This window comes from Pseudomonas sp. 2,4-D (assembly GCF_030418155.1).
GTDB classification, from domain to species: domain Bacteria; phylum Pseudomonadota; class Gammaproteobacteria; order Pseudomonadales; family Pseudomonadaceae; genus Aquipseudomonas; species Aquipseudomonas alloputida.
Genome location: NZ_JAUHUI010000001.1, coordinates 262,194 through 278,555 on the forward strand (window position 1 = coordinate 262,194; position 16,362 = coordinate 278,555).

The window sequence follows — 16,362 nt, forward strand, 5'->3', positions numbered from 1 at the left end:
CAGGAGGCTCCAGCTTTGGACGTCGGCGAACGACTGCAAGCCATCCGCAAGCTCAAGGGCCTGTCGCAGCGCGAACTCGCCAAGCGTGCTGGCGTGACCAACAGCACCATCTCGATGATCGAGAAGAACAGCGTAAGCCCCTCTATCAGCTCGCTGCGCAAAGTGCTGAGCGGCATTCCCATGTCCATGGTCGAATTCTTTTCGGTCGAGCTGGAGCCCCAAAGCCCCACTCAGATCGTCTACAAGGCCCATGAGCTGATCGATATCTCGGACGGTGCTGTGACCATGAAGCTGGTGGGCAAGTCGCACCCCAACCGTGCCATCGCTTTTCTGACCGAGGTGTACCCGCCAGGTGCGGACACCGGTGCCGAGATGCTCACCCACGACGGCGAGGAGACCGGTATCCTGCTTGAAGGCCGCCTGGAGCTGGTGGTCGGCAACGAGATTTTCGTTCTCGAAGAAGGCGACAGCTACTACTTCGAAAGCACCCGCCCGCACCGCTTCCGCAACCCATTCGACCAGCCGGCGCGGCTGATCAGTGCGGCGACGCCTTCAAACTTTTGATCCAGCGCAGTGCATTGATTCGGCAATACCCCTTTCCTGTGTGGGGTCGTTTCACGGCCTCTGGGTTCCCGCTATACTTTTCAACGCTCGCCGATCCGTGGCCGCGAGCGTGATTAGCCACCATGAGGGTGTTCGCGTGAATCAAATCAAGAAGATGCTGGCCGTACCAGCAGCCGTATTCGCCCTCTGGGCAATGAGCGCAACCGCTGCGACCAATGACGACATTGCCAAACGCCTGGAGCCGGTTGGCCAGGTGTGCGTCCAGGGCCAGGAGTGCAAAGGCATGGAAGTGGCCGCTGCAGCAGGTGGCGGGGGAGCCAAGACGCCGGATGAAATCATCGCCAAGCACTGCAATGCCTGCCATGGCAGCGGCTTGCTCGGCGCGCCTAAAATTGGTGACACCGCCGCGTGGAAAGAACGCGCCGACCACCAAGGCGGCCTGGATGGCATTCTGGCCAAGGCCATTACTGGCATCAACGCCATGCCGCCAAAGGGCACCTGTGCAGACTGCTCGGATGAAGACCTGAAAGAGGCGATCAAGAAAATGTCCGGGCTGTGATTTACAGCTGAACTGCATGAGGCCCGCCGTTGATGGCGGGCTTTGTTTTTTTGTCGCCTGGGTCGGCCTCTTCGCGGGCAAGCCCGCTCCCACAGGTACCCACAGGACCTGAAGGTTGTGTTAATCCTGTGGAAGCGGGCTTGCCCGCGAAAGGGCCGGTACAGGCAACCAATTACTTCAGCCCTATGTCCAACTCCTGAACCCATGGATGTTTCAGGAGGCCCAGATGCACCTCTGCTCCATCGACCAGGCTGTCGAGCAGGTCTTGTCCCGGCTGCCAACCCATATCCATATGGGCCTGCCTTTGGGCCTGGGGAAACCCAATGCCTTCGTCAACGCGCTTTACGCCCGCGTACGCGAGCTGCCCGAACGGCGCCTGACCATCTACACCGCACTTTCCCTCGGCCGCCCGCCACTGGGCGATGGCCTGCAGCGGCGCTTTCTCGAACCCTTCGTCGAGCGAGTGTTCGCTGACTACGAAGAGCTCAGTTACCTCGCAGACCTGCGCAACGACACGTTGCCACCCAATATTCGGGTCGAACAGTTTTTCATGCAGCCCGGTAGCCTGCTGCACAGCGAATCGGCGCAGCAGGACTACGTCAGCAGCAACTACAGCCACGCCGCACGGGATATCAACGCCAAAGGCCTGAACCTGATCGCCCAGTTGGTGGCCGCCACCCCCGAGAAGCCCGTGCACCTGAGCCTGGCCTGCAACCCAGACATCACCCTCGACCTGCTGCCGATGATCGCCAAGCGCCGCGCGGCTGGCGAAACCATCCTTATGCTGGGCCAGGTGCATGCCGAACTGCCCTATATGCCAGGCGATGCCGAGCTGCCTATCGATGCGTTCGACCTGCTGCTCGACGAAGCCGAGCAACGTCGGCTGTTTTCTACGCCAAACATGCCGGTCGGCATCCAGGACCACTGCATCGGCCTGCACGCCAGCAGCTTGGTACGCGATGGCGGTACGCTGCAGATCGGCATTGGTGCCATGGGCGATGCGGTTGCCGCGGCATTGCTGGCACGTCAGGGCGACAACGCCGGTTACCGTGCGGTGCTCAAGGCGCTGGATGTCGGACCGTGGCAGGCATTGATCGAGCGAGAAGGGGGCCTGGACACCTTTGCTCATGGCTTGTACGGCTGCAGCGAGATGTTCGTCAACGGCCTGCTGGTGCTGGCTGAAGCAGGGCTGCTACGACGCCCGGCGGACGAGCAGGGCGCAATACTGCATGGCGGCTTTTTCCTCGGCCCGCAAGCGTTCTACCAGCGCTTGCGCGAGATGCCGCTGGAGCAGCGCGCACAGTTCGTCATGACCCGTATCAGCTTCATCAACGAGCTATATAGGCAGGAGGAAATCAAGCGCCGACAACGTCGTGATGCGCGCTTCATCAACACCGCGTTCGGCATGACCCTGCTCGGTGCCGGGGTGGCCGACCAGCTTGAAGACGGCCGCGTGCTCAGTGGCGTGGGCGGGCAGTACAACTTCGTTGCACAGGGCCATGCGCTGGAGGGCGGGCGTTCGATCCTGCTATTGCGCAGTTGGCGCGAGGCAGGCGGAGAGGTGACCTCGAACCTGTTCTGGACCTATGGCCACTGCACCATTCCCCGGCACCTGCGCGATATCGTGGTGACCGAGTACGGCATTGCGGACTTGCGTGGGCAGACTGACAGCGAAGTGATAGCGCGGTTGTTGGCGGTGAGCGATTCGCGGTTCCAGCCGGGCCTGATCAAGCAGGCAAAAGAAGCTGGCAAGCTTGCCGACGACTTTCAGCTGGAGGCGCGCTTTACCGACAATACCCTGCAACGCCTGGAGGCGATCAGTGCACAGCATGCGCGGCTGTTCCCGGCGTATCCGATGGGCACGGACTTTACGGCCGAGGAGCAGGATCTGTTGCGGGCGCTGAACTGGTTGAAGAGCAAGTTCAAGCTGAGCGAGGTGTTGGAGCTGGGCAAGGCAGCGTTGGATGCACCGGGGCCGGAAGGGTATGAGCGGCATCTGGCGCGGATGGGGCTGGAGGTTCCGCAAGGGTTTAAAGAGGAGCTTTATCAGCGGCTGCTGCTGGCAGGCTTACAGGCTACAAGTTAATCGCTTGCGCACACTGTCGCCTGTAGGAGCGGGTTTACCCGCGAATGCGATATTGAATCTGCCATCGCATTCGCGGGTAAACCCGCTCCTACGCCGGGGCGGTGAGGCCTTATTCGATGAAGCTGACCACACCACCTTCCAGCGACTTCACCCGGGCCAGCGATTCAACGCGGTAGCCCTGGCTGTCCAGCTCGGCACGGCCGCCCTGGAACGACTTCTCGATCACGATACCCAGGCCCGCCACGGTGGCGCCTGCCTGCTTGATGATCGAGATCAGCGCCTGCGAGGCTTTGCCGTTGGCCAGGAAGTCGTCGATCACCAGCACGCGGTCGCTGCTGTTGAGGTGACGCGGCGAGATGGCCACGGTGTTCTCGGTCTGCTTGGTGAAGGAATATACCGAGGCGGTCAGCAGGTTCTCGGTCAGTGTCAGCGACTGGTGCTTGCGAGCGAAGATGACCGGCACACCCAGTTTCAGACCGGTCATCACCGCCGGGGCAATGCCCGAGGCTTCGATGGTAACGATCTTGGTCACGCCGGCGTCGGCGAACAGGCGAGCGAACTCGTCACCGATCAGCTGCATCAGCGCGGGATCGATCTGGTGGTTGAGAAACGCGTCGACTTTGAGAACCTGATCGGAAAGCACGATGCCTTCTTCGCGAATCTTCTGATGCAGTGCTTCCACTGTGATTTCCTCGATGTAGATAGTGGTCTGTATGGCCGATCTGTGAGCTCAAATCGGCCATACAAACCACCGTGGCCGCTAAAAGCGGCAAAGTTAAAGAGTAATGGTTGATCAGCGTTTGAGCATTGCCCGGATATCGGCCAGGGCGTTGTTGCCGCGAGCGGCCTTCACCTCGACCGGCGCGTCGTCCAGGCCCTCCCAGGCCAGGTCGTCCGGAGGCAGTTCGTCGAGGAACCGGCTGGGCGTGCAATCGATGATTTCACCGTACTGCTTGCGCTTGGCGGCGAAGGTGAAGGCCAGGGTCTGGCGCGCGCGGGTGATGCCCACGTAGGCCAGGCGGCGTTCCTCTTCGATGGTGTCGGCCTCGATGCTGGAGCGGTGCGGGAGGATTTCCTCTTCCATGCCCATGATGAACACGTAGGGGAATTCCAAGCCCTTGGAGGCATGCAGGGTCATCATCTGCACACCTTCGGCGTTTTCTTCTTCTTCCTGCTGGCGCTCGAGCATGTCGCGCAGCACCAACTTGCCGATGGCGTCTTCGATGGTCATGTCACCCTCTTCGTCCTTCTCGAGGGTGTTTTTCAGCGCTTCCACCAGGAACCAGACGTTGCTGATCCGGAACTCTGCAGCCTTGTCGCTGGCAGTCTGCTGGCGGATCCAGTTTTCGTAGTCGATGTCGCGGATCATCTCGTGCAGCGCGGCAATCGGGTCTTCCAGGGCAACCTTGTGGCGCACCCCATCCAGCCAATGCTTGAAGCGCTGCAAACGCTCGGTGTAGCGGGCGTCCAAGTGCTCGCCCAGGCCCAGCTCCTCGCTGGCGGCGTACATCGAAATGCCGCGCTCGGTGGCGTAGTTGCCGAGCTTTTCCAGGGTGGTGGAGCCGATTTCCCGGCGCGGTACGTTGATTACCCGCAGATAGGCGTTGTCGTCGTCCGGGTTCACCAGCAAGCGCAGGTAGGCCATCAGGTCCTTGACCTCCTGGCGGCCGAAGAAACTGTTGCCGCCCGACAGGCGATACGGCACCTGGTGGTGCTGCAGCTTCAGTTCGATCAGCTTGGCCTGGTAGTTGCCGCGGTAAAGGATGGCAAAGTCGCTGTACGGTCGGTTGGTGCGCAGGTGCAAGGTGAGGATTTCCATGGCCACGCGTTCGGCCTCGGCTTCCTCGTTCTTGCAGCGGATCACGCGGATCTCGTCGCCCACGCCCATCTCGCTCCACAGCTGCTTTTCGAACGCATGCGGATTGTTGGCGATCAACACGTTGGCGCAGCGCAGGATGCGGCTGGTGGACCGGTAGTTCTGCTCGAGCATGACGATCTTCAGGGAGGGGTAGTCCTCCTTGAGCAGCATCAGGTTCTCAGGGCGAGCACCGCGCCAGGCGTAGATCGACTGGTCGTCGTCGCCCACCACGGTGAACTGGTTGCGCATGCCGATCAGCATTTTCACCAGCAGGTACTGGCTGGCGTTGGTGTCCTGGTATTCGTCCACCAGCAGATAACGCACGCGATTCTGCCAGCGCTCCAGCACCTCGGGGTGCTCCTGGAACAGTTTGACCGGCTGCAGGATCAGGTCGTCGAAGTCCACCGCGTTGAACGCCTTGAGCGTGCGCTGATAGTGGGTGTAGACGATGGCGGCGGTCTGCTCGCGTGGGTTGCGCGCCTTTTCCAGGGCCTCTGGTGGCAGAACGAGGTCGTTCTTCCAGGCACCGATCATGTTCTTGATCTCGTCGATGCCGTCGTCGCCGGAGTATTCCTTCTGCATGATGTCCGACAGCAACGCCTTGATGTCGGACTCGTCGAAGATCGAGAAACCCGGCTTGTAGCCCAGGCGCTCGTGTTCCTTGCGGATGATGTTCAGGCCCAGGTTGTGGAACGTACACACGGTGAGGCCACGGCCTTCCCCCGGGCGCAGCAAGGTGGCGACCCGCTCCTTCATCTCGCGCGCGGCCTTGTTGGTGAAGGTCATCGCCACGATGTACTGGGCGCGGATGCCGCAGTTCTGGATGAGGTGGGCAATCTTGCGCGTGATCACGCTGGTCTTGCCCGAACCTGCACCGGCGAGCACCAAAAGAGGGCCGCCGACATAGTCACGGGCTTCCTGCTGCCGGGGATTGAGTCGGGACATGCTAGAAACCGGGGGTCGCCAGAAAATAGCCGCGCATTCTAACAGGCATGGGGCCGTTGTGGCGCGACCGTCTGACGTCTGAGTCAGACTTTTGTCCGTCTAATTATTAGTGTCACTAATGCTAGTAGCTGAAAAAATCATATTTGCCGGTTTGATTCGTTTCGCGCAGGATGCACGACAAAATACGTCGGAATGCTACGATCGAAAAACATGCATAAAAGTGAAAATCATTTTCATTGAATGCAGTAGCATGCCCGCCAGATCTCGTTGCACCGTCAAGCCCTAAGGAGCCCGCTTGTCCACGCCTGTCGAACCTCTGCGTTTGCTGCTGTTGGCCGATGAGCCGGAATGGGCTGCCTCGTTGCACGCGTGCATGCCTGCACTGGGTGGCAGCGCCGTGCTATTGACTGCGCCAAACTGGGAGGCGGTCGACAGTCTGTTCAGCCATGATCGCCAGGCCGTCGTGCTGGCAACGCCAGGCTTGCAGCCTGCCCCCGGGCGATGCGAGCTGCCGACCATCCTGCTGCTTGACCACGAGCCTGAGGCCGCGCCCAGCGCTGTCAGCGACTGGCTGGTGCGCGACCAGCTCAACGCCGATACCCTTCGCCGCTCACTGCGCCATGTGCGAGAGCGCGGGGTGCTGGTCGCCACCTTGCAGCGCCTTGCCGAGCAGGACCCGCTGACCGGCATCGCCAACCGCCAGGGCTTCCAGGCTTTGCTTAATGCACGCCTGGCCGAAAACGAAGGCCGTGGTGTCGCGCTTGGCCACCTGGACCTGGACAACTTCCGCCACGTCAACGACGCCCTGGGCCACCAGAGCGGTGACCGGTTGATCCTGCAGGTGGTGGCACGGCTGAAGCATCAGCTGGAGGCTGGCGACCAGCTGGCACGTCTGGGTAGCGATGAGTTCGCCCTGCTTATCGACACCCGTCGCGATGCCAATCGCGCTGAATGGATTGCCGAACGCATCGTCGAGGCCTTGGCCGAGCCCTACTGGATCGACGGCGAAAGCCTGCTGCTGGGCTGCAGCCTGGGCCTTGCACATGCTCGCGCGCAGAGCGGCGCCGATCCGCTGATGTGGCACGCGCACATCGCCATGCGTCAGGCCAAGGGCAGCCAAGGCTGCACCTTCCATGTGTTCAACGAACGCATCAACCGCAACGCCCGCAGCCTTGCCGACCTGGAAAGCGAGTTGCGCCGCGCCCTGCGCCGCGACGAACTGGAGCTGCACTATCAGCCCCGCCTGAACCTGGCTGACGGGCGCATTGTTGGCCTGGAGGCGCTGGTGCGCTGGCGCCATGCCGAGCGCGGGCTGCTGCCGCCCAGCGAGTTCGTGCCACTGGCCGAGCAGAGCGGCCTGATCGTGCCCTTGGGTTATTGGGTTATTTCCCGTGCCCTGCGTGACATGCAGGCGTTGTGCGAACGCGGCCTGGAGCCGCTGCACATGGCGGTCAACCTGAGTTTCCGCCAGTTCCAGGACAGCCAGCTACTGGCCACGTTGAGTCGCCTGATCCTCGAGCACGGCGTGGATGCCCGCTGGCTTGAGTTCGAGCTGACCGAGACGGCGGTGATGCGCCGCAACGAGGTGGTGCGCCAGACCATGGACGCGCTGGGCCGCCTGGGCGTGCGCTTCTCGCTTGATGATTTCGGCACCGGGTTTTCTTCGTTCGTGCACCTCAACAGCCTGCCGATCACCTTGCTCAAGGTGGACCGCAGCTTTGTTGCGGAAATGGAAATGCGTGAAGAGAACCGCAAGCTGGTACACGCCATGATCAACCTGGCGCACAACCTCAACCTCGAGGTGGTGGCCGAGGGTGTGGAGAGTGAAGAGCAACTGGCGTTGCTGCGCGGGTTTGGCTGCGACCAGGTGCAGGGTTTCCTGGTCAGCAAACCGCTACCGATAGGGGAATTGATGGCGTATTTGCTGCAGGCGCCCGGACGCCAGTTGGAGGCTGTCCTGTAGGAGCGGGTTTACCCGCGAATGGGCCGGGCCTGCTGGCCAATCTCCACCAGACGTTCACCGTTGCCGCCACCACCGTATTCACGGGTAAACCCGCTCCTACACACTGATCTGCGGTGGACACACACACCGGGGTTGGACACAGGCCGTTGTAGGAGCGGGTTTACCCGCGAAGAGGCCCCACGTCAGGCTGAAGCCGTCGCCTTCCCGGCAGCCCAAGCCTTCCCCAACAGCCGCTTCATCCGCCACTCAAAGCCAAAGGTCAGCGCCACCGCCGCACACGCCAGCCCCAGTGCCAGCCCCCACCAGATCCCTACTGCACCACCGCCCAGGGTAAAGGTGAACAACCAGGCGCTCGGCGCCCCCACCAGCCAGTAGCACACCAACCCGATCAGGAAGGTGGTCTTGGCATCTTTCAGGCCACGGATCGAGCCCATGGCAATCGTCTGCATGCCGTCGAACAGTTCGAACCATGCCGCCACCATCAATAACTGCACGGCCACCTGGAAGATCGCGGCAAAGGCCGGGTCATTACGGTCGATGAACAGCCCTACCAGCGCTTCGGGCAGCAGCAGGAACAGGGCGGCGAAGGCAAACATGATCATGGCCCCGAACCCGATGCCCACCCGGCCGGCGCTGCGCGCCGCCAGCAGGTTGCCAGCGCCGTAGTACAGGCCGACGCGCATGGTCACCGCATAGGACAAGCCCGTCGGCACCATGAATGCCGTGGACACGATCTGCAGGGCAATCTGGTGCGCCGCCAGCTCGGTGCTGCCCAGCACCCCCATGCACAGCGCGGCGAAGGCGAACAGGCCCACTTCCACCATGTAGGTACCGCCAATCGGCAGGCCCAGCCGCCACAGCTCGCGCAGGGCCGCCAGTGATGGGCGTGACAGGCCCTTGCGCAGCGGGTAGGCGGTATAGGCCGGATGCCAGCGGATATACAACGCCAAGGCAATGGCCATGCCCATCGACACCACTGCAGTGACCAGGCCGATACCCATCAGGCCCAGCTTGGGCAGGCCGAACATGCCTTCGATCAGTGCCACGTTGAACAGGTAGTTGAGCACCGTGCCGAACAAACTGATGACCATCACCGGGGTCGAGCGGCCCAGCGCGCTGGTGAAACCACGCAAGGCCATGAAGGTCAGATAGCCGGGCAGGGCCAGTGGCAGCAGGGTGAGAAATTCGGCGGCCGAGGCCACGTTCTCGGGCTTCTGCCCGAAAAGCAGCAGCACAGGTTCAAGATTCCACAGCACCAGCGCGGCGAACAGCGCCAAGGCCCAGGCCAGCCATAGGCCGTTCTGCGCCAGTCGGGTGGCTCCTTCGATGTCGTTGGCACCCTTGCGAATGGCCACCAGCGTGCCGACTGCGGCGATCACGCCCAGGCAGAAGATCGATACGAACGAATAGCTGGCTGCCCCCAGGCCACCACCCGCCAAAGCCTGAGGGCTGATGCGGGCCATCATCAGGGTGTCAGTCAGCACCATCAGCATGTGCGCCAACTGCGAGGCAATCAGCGGCCCGGCCAGGCGCAGCAAAGCCTTGAGTTCTGTGGTGGGCGCGACGTGCATGGGGGCAGTCCTTCATTCTGGGGTGATCAACGAAGGGCGATTCTGAGGCTTCGGTCAACTTTGCACAAAAGGATAAATGCGATAGTTGGCATGAGTTGAACTCATGTATATAGGGTTCTCGGAGATTTGCCTAACACGCCCATATTGCAGGTGCCTCATGCCACGCCAGCTACCACCGCTGTATGCCTTGCGCGCATTCGAAGCTGCCGCGCGGCTAAGTTCCTTTACCCGTGCAGGCGAAGAGCTTTCTATCACCCAAAGCGCCATTAGCCGGCATATCCGTACGCTGGAGGAGCATTTTGCTTGCCGCCTGTTCGTGCGCAGTGGCCGCAGCCTGCAACTTACCGAAGCGGGGCGGGTACTGCTGCCGGGCGTGCGCGAGGGTTTCGCGGCGTTTGAGCGGGCCTGTGAAACCTTGTGTGGTGAAGACGACATACTGCGTATGAAAGCCCCCTCGACCCTGACCATGCGCTGGTTGCTGGCGTGCCTTAGCCGCTTTCGGCATCTGCAGCCGGGCAATGAGGTGCAGCTGACCAGCGCCTGGATGGATGTCGACCATGTGGATTTCAACCAGGAGCCGTTCGATTGCGCTGTGTTGCTCAGCGACGGGGTATTCCCGCCGGAGTGGGAGGTGCGCAAGCTGTTCCCTGAGCTGTTGATCCCGGTCGGCGCGCCGGACCTGCTCGACGAGGAGCCCTGGGATGTGTGCAGGCTGGCCTCTGTCGAACTGCTGCACCCCACGGTGGACAAGCGTGACTGGCGGGAATGGCTGGAGCGTATGGGGCTTGGCGACCAGGTGTCGCTCAAGGGCGGCCAGGTGTTCGATACCCTGGAGCTGGGCATGATTGCCGCGGCGCGTGGCTACGGGATATCCATGGGCGACCTGCTGATGGTGGCCGAAGATGTGGCGCAGAAGCGCTTGAGCCTGCCATGGCCGACAGCGGTGCCCAGCGGCATGGATTACTACCTGGTGTGGCCGCGCACCCGGCGAGGCGGCGAGCGGTTGCGGCGGTTGAGTGCGTTCCTGGAAGGCGAGGTGGCGGCAATGGATTTGCCGGATGTGGAAATCCTGCCGCCTCTTTGATCACCTGCACCGGCCTCTTCGCGGGCTCGCCCGCTCCCACAGGTCGTATGCCCTGTACCTGTGGGAGCGGGCGAGCCCGCGAAGAGGCTGGTACAGATTTACATCGAGCCCAGGTTCAATGCCTGTGCACAGGCCTGCAGCGACCGGCGCTCGCTTTGCGCATACAGCGCCAGCTCATCCTGTACCTGCAACCCCAACGCCGCTTCGAACGCTTCGCGGTTGGCGTTGCTGCCGTATTCGGCCTGCGCATCGTCACCCAGGTTGGACTGGAAGATCCCCGCCGCACTCACTGGCAGGAAGTCCTCGTACACCAGCGCCTCGAAGTGCACGTGGCCCGCGTCGATCAAGCCTTGCAGAGTGGTTGGGCGGCCTTCCTGATCGCGTGCGGCCAGGCCTTTCTCGGTGGCGAAGTAGCGGAAATATGCAAGGCCTTGTTCGCGCATCTGCGCCAGGTCATCCGGGAATTCGGCAAAGTTTGCCTGCAGCAGCGCCATGTAACGCTCGGCATTGGCTTCGGCCGGAGCGCCGCCCAGCGCAGCGCGGGTAGCGTCGAGCAACTTGTCGTAAAGCTGGCGACCTTTCGGCGTCAGCGCCGCGCCACGTTGCTCGATTTCGCCAAAGCGCGCGGTGTGGCTGCCTTCGCGGCCTTGCTGGTCGCGGAAGGCGACCGTTTCCTGCAGGGCCTTGAAGCTGGTCTGGCGCAGCAGGATCGGGTGGCGCCGTGTGGGCGGGCCTTCAACCACGGCCTTCGGCGGAATGCCCTTGGCAGGCATGCCGAGCTGGATTGCATCGATATCCAGGGTACGCGGGGTCAGGTGGTTGATGTGCGGGCCCTTGAAGGCCACCACATCGGCGATCAGGCGGTGTTGGTCGTGCAACTGCTGGTATTGCTCGGCAGTGACGGTAGCGTCCTGGTGCCAGCGGAAGGTGTGCAGCGCTTCCTGCACGAACGTCTCTGCATCCGCGGCGTCAAGGCCACCCTCGCGCTCACACTGGGCGATCAGTTCGAGGGCACGGGATGTGAAGATCTGGCGCTTGGCCAGGATGCTCTGTGCCAGCTCGCGCAACTGCGGGTTGTCGATCAGCTCCAGGCGCAGCAGCGAGGTAAACACACGGAACGGGCTGACATGCAGCGATTGTTCGTGCACCGCGCGGAAGGCAGTGGAATGCACCGGTACGCCAGCGGAGCTGAGGTCATAGTAGCCGACCGGCTGCATGCCCATGACGGCGAACAGGCGGGCGATGGTGGCCAGTTCTTCGGCGGTGCCGACGCGGATGGCGCCGTGACGTTCCTGGTCCAGGCGCTCGATTTCGCCGGTCCAGCGCAGGGCCTCGGCCACTTCGGGTTGCTGGGCCATCACCTGCTGGTTGATTTCGCTCACCAGCTCCAGCAGCGTGCCGTACAGCGGCACTTCCTGTTTGTACATGAGCGACATGGCGGCAGAGAACTGCGCGCGGATGCTGTCTGGGCTGACGAAATCGTTGGCGGGCATCGCTAGCTTCCTGGTTGGGTTCGGACGCTTACATGAAAGCTGGGAATGCACTTTGCTCACAAGCGAAAAAAAGTGAGTGTGTCATTCCTTTTTTGATCGACCTCGACGGCCCTTTCGCAGCTAAAGCCGCTCCTACAGGGACCGTGCAAGGTTGGGGGCTTGCGCAGGGCCCCGTAGGAGCGGCTTTAGCCGCGAAGAGGCCCTCAAGCCTGGAGCTGTTCGTGGATCCACTCCACCAGCGCCCGCACCTTGGGCACCTCCGCCGCATGCTCGGCATACGCCAGGTAATGCGCCCCGGCACTGCGCATCGCATGGTTCCACGGCACCACCAGGCTACCGTCGGCCAGTTCCTTCGCCGCCAGGTAGCGCGGCACCAGCGCTACCCCGCACCCGGCCTGTGCTGCGCTCAACGCCATATAGAACGTATCGAAGCGCGGCCCGTGGTAGGCGCTGACGCTCTGCAGGTCCTGCTCCAGGAACCACTCATGCCAGGCCTCCGGCCGCGAGGTGCTTTGCAGCAGCACCAGTTCGGCCAGCTCCTCGGCACCGGCCAGCTTGCGCCCGGCCAGCAGCTCTGGCGCACACACCGGCACCACCTCTTCGCGGAACAACTCCACGCAAGTGGCCCCCGGCCAAGTGCCCTGGCCATAGAAGAACACCACATCAGCCGAGCCTTGCAGCAGGGCGAACGGCTCCATCTCGTTGCGAATGTCCAGGTGGATATTGCCGTGCCGTTTGCCAAAACCTTTCAGATGCGGGATCAACCAGCGCACGCCAAAACTCGGTTGAGTGGCTACTTTCAGTATCTCGGTCTGTTCGCCGTAGGTGAGCACATAGCGGCTGGACATATCTACCTGGGTGAGGATCTTGTTGACCTCCGCCAGGTACAGGCTGCCGGCCGGGGTCAGCTGCAAGCGCCGGCGGATGCGCAGGAACAGGTGGTGGCGCAGCATGTCTTCCAGCTGCGCCACCTGCTTGCTGACCGCGCTCTGGGTCAGGTGCAGTTCTTCGGCGGCACGGGTAAAACTCAGATGGCGGGCTGCAGCTTCAAAGCACTGCAGGGCGGTCATGGAGGGTACCAGGCGTTTTGACATAGCGGTCTCTGCGGCTCAAATCATTACCTGACGGAATGATATGCGGAATAAAGGTCGTTTGTTGTACCTATGTGATCGGATTAATACTGATCCACATCATTTTTCCACCCCATCACCGATGTAGGAGATGCACAAATGGTTGCTGGATTGCTCGAGCGCCTTGGCGTTGCCGCCGAGGCTTACACCCAGGGCGACTACCCTGTTCACACGCCGATCGACGGCAGCCAGATCGCCTCGGTGAAACTGCTCGGCAAGGCCGAGACCATCGCCCGCATCGATCAGGCCCAGAGCGCCTTCGAAGCCTGGCGCAGTGTGCCGGCTCCGCGCCGTGGCGAACTGGTGCGCCTGTTCGGCGAAGTGCTGCGTGAGCACAAGGCCGACCTCGGCGAGCTGGTCTCGATCGAGGCCGGCAAGATCACCCAGGAAGGCCTGGGTGAAGTGCAGGAAATGATCGATATCTGCGACTTCGCCGTTGGCCTGTCGCGCCAGCTGTACGGCCTGACCATCGCTTCCGAGCGCCCGGGCCACCACATGCGTGAAACCTGGCACCCGCTGGGTGTGGTCGGCGTGATCAGCGCCTTCAACTTCCCGGTTGCCGTGTGGGCCTGGAACACCGCCCTGGCCCTGGTGGCCGGCAACTCGGTGGTATGGAAACCGTCCGAGAAGACTCCGCTGACCGCCCTGGCCTGCCAGGCGCTGTTCGAAAAAGCCCTGAAAGCCTTCGGCGATGCTCCGGCTGGCTTGGCACAACTGGTGATCGGCGGCCGTGAAGCTGGCGAAGCCATGGTCGACGACCCGCGCGTACCGCTGGTCAGCGCCACCGGCAGCACCCGTATGGGTCGCGAAGTCGGCCCACGCGTTGCTGCCCGCTTCGGTCGCAGCATCCTGGAACTGGGCGGCAACAACGCCATGATCCTGGCCCCGAGCGCCGACCTGGACCTGGCCGTGCGCGGCATCCTGTTCTCGGCTGTCGGCACTGCCGGCCAGCGTTGCACCACCCTGCGCCGGCTGATCGTGCATCGTTCGATCAAGGACGAAGTGGTTGCCCGCGTCAAAGCCGCCTACGGCAAAGTGCGTATCGGCGACCCACGTAAAGACAACCTGGTCGGCCCGCTGATCGACAAGCAGTCGTTCGACGCCATGCAGGGTGCACTGGCCAAGGCCCGCGACGAAGGTGGTCAGGTATTTGGTGGCGAGCGTCAGCTGGCCGACCAGTACCCGAACGCCTACTACGTTTCGCCAGCCATTGCTGAAATGCCGGCTCAAAGTGACGTGGTGCGCCACGAAACCTTCGCACCGATCCTGTACGTGCTGGCCTACGACGACTTCGAGGAGGCCCTGCGCCTGAACAACGAAGTGCCACAAGGCCTGTCGTCGTGCATTTTCACCACCGACATCCGTGAAGCCGAGCGCTTCCAGAGCGCCTCGGGCAGCGACTGCGGCATCGCCAACGTCAACATCGGTACCAGCGGCGCCGAGATTGGCGGTGCGTTTGGTGGCGAGAAGGAAACCGGCGGTGGCCGTGAGTCTGGCTCGGATGCCTGGAAAGGCTACATGCGTCGCCAGACCAACACCGTGAACTACTCGCGCGAGCTGCCGCTGGCGCAGGGTATCGTGTTCGACTGATGTATTGATGCTGCATGGCCGGGGGCCTGGCCCCCGGTTCGCGGGTAGACCCGCTCCTACAGGGTTCGTCCAAGCGACACCGACCCCTGTAGGAGCGGGTTTACCCGCGAAAGGGCCGCCCTGCGGCCCCAACAAGAACAAATTGCTGGAGCCGGCCATGTCCGAACTGCGTCAACAATGCTTGTGGGAACACGTCAGCAAACCGACCGTCGCCGCCCAGGCCCTGGCCGGTGAGCACAAGGCCGATGTCTGTGTGATCGGCGGCGGCATTACCGGCCTGTCGGCGGCCATCCACCTGCTCGAACAGGGCAAGTCGGTGATCGTGCTGGAGGCCTGGAAGATCGGCCACGGTGGCTCCGGGCGCAACGTCGGCCTGGTCAACGCCGGTACCTGGATCCGCCCCGACGACGTCGAGGCCACCCTTGGCCAGAAGCAAGGCAGCCGCCTGAACAAGGTGCTTGGCGAAGCCCCGGCTGAAGTGTTCGCCATGATCGAGCGCCTCGGCATCGACTGCCAGGCCCAGCACAAAGGCACGCTGCACATGGCGCACAACGCCACCGGTATCGCCGACCTCGAAGCGCGTCACGAACAATGGCGCCGCCGAGGTGCCGACGTCGAGCTGCTGACCGGTGCCCAGTGCCAGGAATACTGCGGTACCGACAAGATTTCCGCTGCGCTGCTTGATCGCCGTGCCGGCACCATCAACCCCATGGGCTACACCCAGGGCCTGGCGGCTGCCGTGGCGCGCCTGGGCGGCAAGATTTTCCAGCAGTCTTCGGTCGAAGGCCTGGAGCGTGAAGGTGATGGCTGGCGGGTGAAGACTGCGCGTGGCGCTGTGCGCGCCGAAAAAGTGGTGATTTCCACCGGCGCCTACACCGAAGGCGACTGGAGCAACCTGCAGAAGCAGTTCTTCCGCGGCTATTACTATCAGGTAGCCTCCAAGCCGCTGCAGGGCACCGCAGCCGACAAGGTGCTGCCACATGGACAAGGTTCGTGGGACACCCGCACCGTGCTCAGCAGCATCCGCCGTGATGATCAGGGCCGCCTGCTGCTCGGCAGCCTGGGCCGGGTCGACAACAAGCCAGCCTGGTTCGTGCGCAGCTGGGCCGATCGCATCCAGAGCCACTATTACCCGGAGCTGGGCAAGGTCGAGTGGGAAATGCACTGGACTGGCTGCATCGACTTCACGCCTGACCACCTGATGCGCCTGTTCGAGCCGGCGCCTGGGTTGGTGGCGGTGACCGGGTACAACGGGCGCGGTAATACCACCGGCACCGTGATCGGGCGTGCGTTTGCCGAGTTCCTGCTCAAGGGCGAGGCGGACAGCCTGCCGATTCCGTTTTCGCCGATGAGCGGTGTGAGCGCGCCTTCGCTGCGGACCGCGTTCTATGAGTCTGGCTTCTCGCTGTACCACGCGGGGCAGTGCCTGAGGGTTGTGTTGTAAGTACTGGCCTCTTCGCGGGTAAACCCGCTCCTACAAATTGTTCACCGCCTGAGAGGGCTGTGGTGAACCTGTAGG

Annotated in this window: 12 protein-coding genes; 7 read left to right on the top strand and 5 right to left on the bottom strand. The window is 62.6% G+C overall.

Going from position 1 to position 16,362, the window contains the following annotated elements; all coding sequences use genetic code 11:
* The first annotated feature begins 15 nt into the window (after nucleotides 1-15).
* The 3 genes from QYE47_RS01290 to QYE47_RS01300 all read left to right on the top strand — a co-directional run bounded on the left by QYE47_RS01290 (nucleotide 16) and on the right by QYE47_RS01300 (nucleotide 3,209).
* Nucleotides 16-564, top strand: a complete 549-nt coding sequence (locus QYE47_RS01290; protein ID WP_003253526.1) for a cupin domain-containing protein — start codon at nucleotides 16-18, stop codon at nucleotides 562-564.
* A 154-nt stretch (nucleotides 565-718) separates the two neighbouring features.
* Nucleotides 719-1,123 (top strand): cytochrome c5 family protein, encoded by a 405-nt coding sequence (locus QYE47_RS01295; protein WP_033724653.1) that lies wholly within the window; start codon nucleotides 719-721, stop codon nucleotides 1,121-1,123.
* A gap of 226 nt (nucleotides 1,124-1,349) precedes the next feature.
* Nucleotides 1,350-3,209 carry an acetyl-CoA hydrolase/transferase C-terminal domain-containing protein gene (locus QYE47_RS01300; protein WP_301158826.1) on the top strand — a complete coding sequence of 620 codons (1,860 nt, stop codon included), beginning with the start codon at nucleotides 1,350-1,352 and terminating at the stop codon, nucleotides 3,207-3,209.
* A 109-nt stretch (nucleotides 3,210-3,318) separates the two neighbouring features.
* Here the strand turns inward: QYE47_RS01300 and QYE47_RS01305 are convergent, their stop codons facing one another.
* A complete protein-coding gene (locus QYE47_RS01305) occupies nucleotides 3,319-3,891 on the bottom strand; it encodes a xanthine phosphoribosyltransferase (RefSeq protein WP_003253535.1) in 573 nt (190 codons plus the stop codon).
* A 111-nt stretch (nucleotides 3,892-4,002) separates the two neighbouring features.
* Entirely contained in the window at nucleotides 4,003-6,012 is a 2,010-nt protein-coding gene (gene rep, locus QYE47_RS01310) for a DNA helicase Rep (RefSeq protein ID WP_003253537.1), read from the bottom strand.
* 295 nt (nucleotides 6,013-6,307) lie between these two features.
* On the opposite strand from rep, the gene QYE47_RS01315 reads away from it, so the two are divergent.
* Nucleotides 6,308-7,975: a bifunctional diguanylate cyclase/phosphodiesterase gene (locus tag QYE47_RS01315; protein WP_014592838.1), complete on the top strand. Its 1,668-nt coding sequence runs from the start codon at nucleotides 6,308-6,310 to the stop codon at nucleotides 7,973-7,975.
* A 182-nt stretch (nucleotides 7,976-8,157) separates the two neighbouring features.
* Here the strand turns inward: QYE47_RS01315 and QYE47_RS01320 are convergent, their stop codons facing one another.
* Nucleotides 8,158-9,546: a NorM family multidrug efflux MATE transporter gene (locus QYE47_RS01320; protein WP_014592837.1), complete on the bottom strand. Its 1,389-nt coding sequence runs from the start codon at nucleotides 9,544-9,546 to the stop codon at nucleotides 8,158-8,160.
* 157 nt (nucleotides 9,547-9,703) lie between these two features.
* On the opposite strand from QYE47_RS01320, the gene QYE47_RS01325 reads away from it, so the two are divergent.
* On the top strand, nucleotides 9,704-10,630 hold the full coding sequence (locus tag QYE47_RS01325; RefSeq protein ID WP_014592836.1) for a LysR substrate-binding domain-containing protein: 927 nt from the start codon (nucleotides 9,704-9,706) through the stop codon (nucleotides 10,628-10,630).
* A gap of 98 nt (nucleotides 10,631-10,728) precedes the next feature.
* Here QYE47_RS01325 and QYE47_RS01330 read toward each other — a convergent pair whose 3' ends face one another.
* Both QYE47_RS01330 and QYE47_RS01335 read right to left on the bottom strand, forming a co-directional pair.
* The gene (locus tag QYE47_RS01330) at nucleotides 10,729-12,123 is read right to left on the bottom strand and encodes a VOC family protein (RefSeq protein ID WP_004575228.1); all 1,395 of its coding nucleotides are present in this window, start codon (nucleotides 12,121-12,123) and stop codon (nucleotides 10,729-10,731) included.
* Nucleotides 12,124-12,326: 203 nt separating this feature from the next.
* Nucleotides 12,327-13,217, bottom strand: coding sequence for a LysR family transcriptional regulator (locus tag QYE47_RS01335; protein WP_019436537.1), 891 nt, complete (start codon nucleotides 13,215-13,217; stop codon nucleotides 12,327-12,329).
* Nucleotides 13,218-13,352: 135 nt separating this feature from the next.
* Between QYE47_RS01335 and QYE47_RS01340 the strand changes: the two genes are divergently transcribed.
* The gene (locus tag QYE47_RS01340) at nucleotides 13,353-14,843 is read left to right on the top strand and encodes an aldehyde dehydrogenase family protein (protein WP_003253547.1); all 1,491 of its coding nucleotides are present in this window, start codon (nucleotides 13,353-13,355) and stop codon (nucleotides 14,841-14,843) included.
* 157 nt (nucleotides 14,844-15,000) lie between these two features.
* Nucleotides 15,001-16,287 carry an FAD-binding oxidoreductase gene (locus QYE47_RS01345; protein ID WP_019437042.1) on the top strand — a complete coding sequence of 429 codons (1,287 nt, stop codon included), beginning with the start codon at nucleotides 15,001-15,003 and terminating at the stop codon, nucleotides 16,285-16,287.
* The last annotated feature ends 75 nt before the right edge of the window (nucleotides 16,288-16,362 follow it).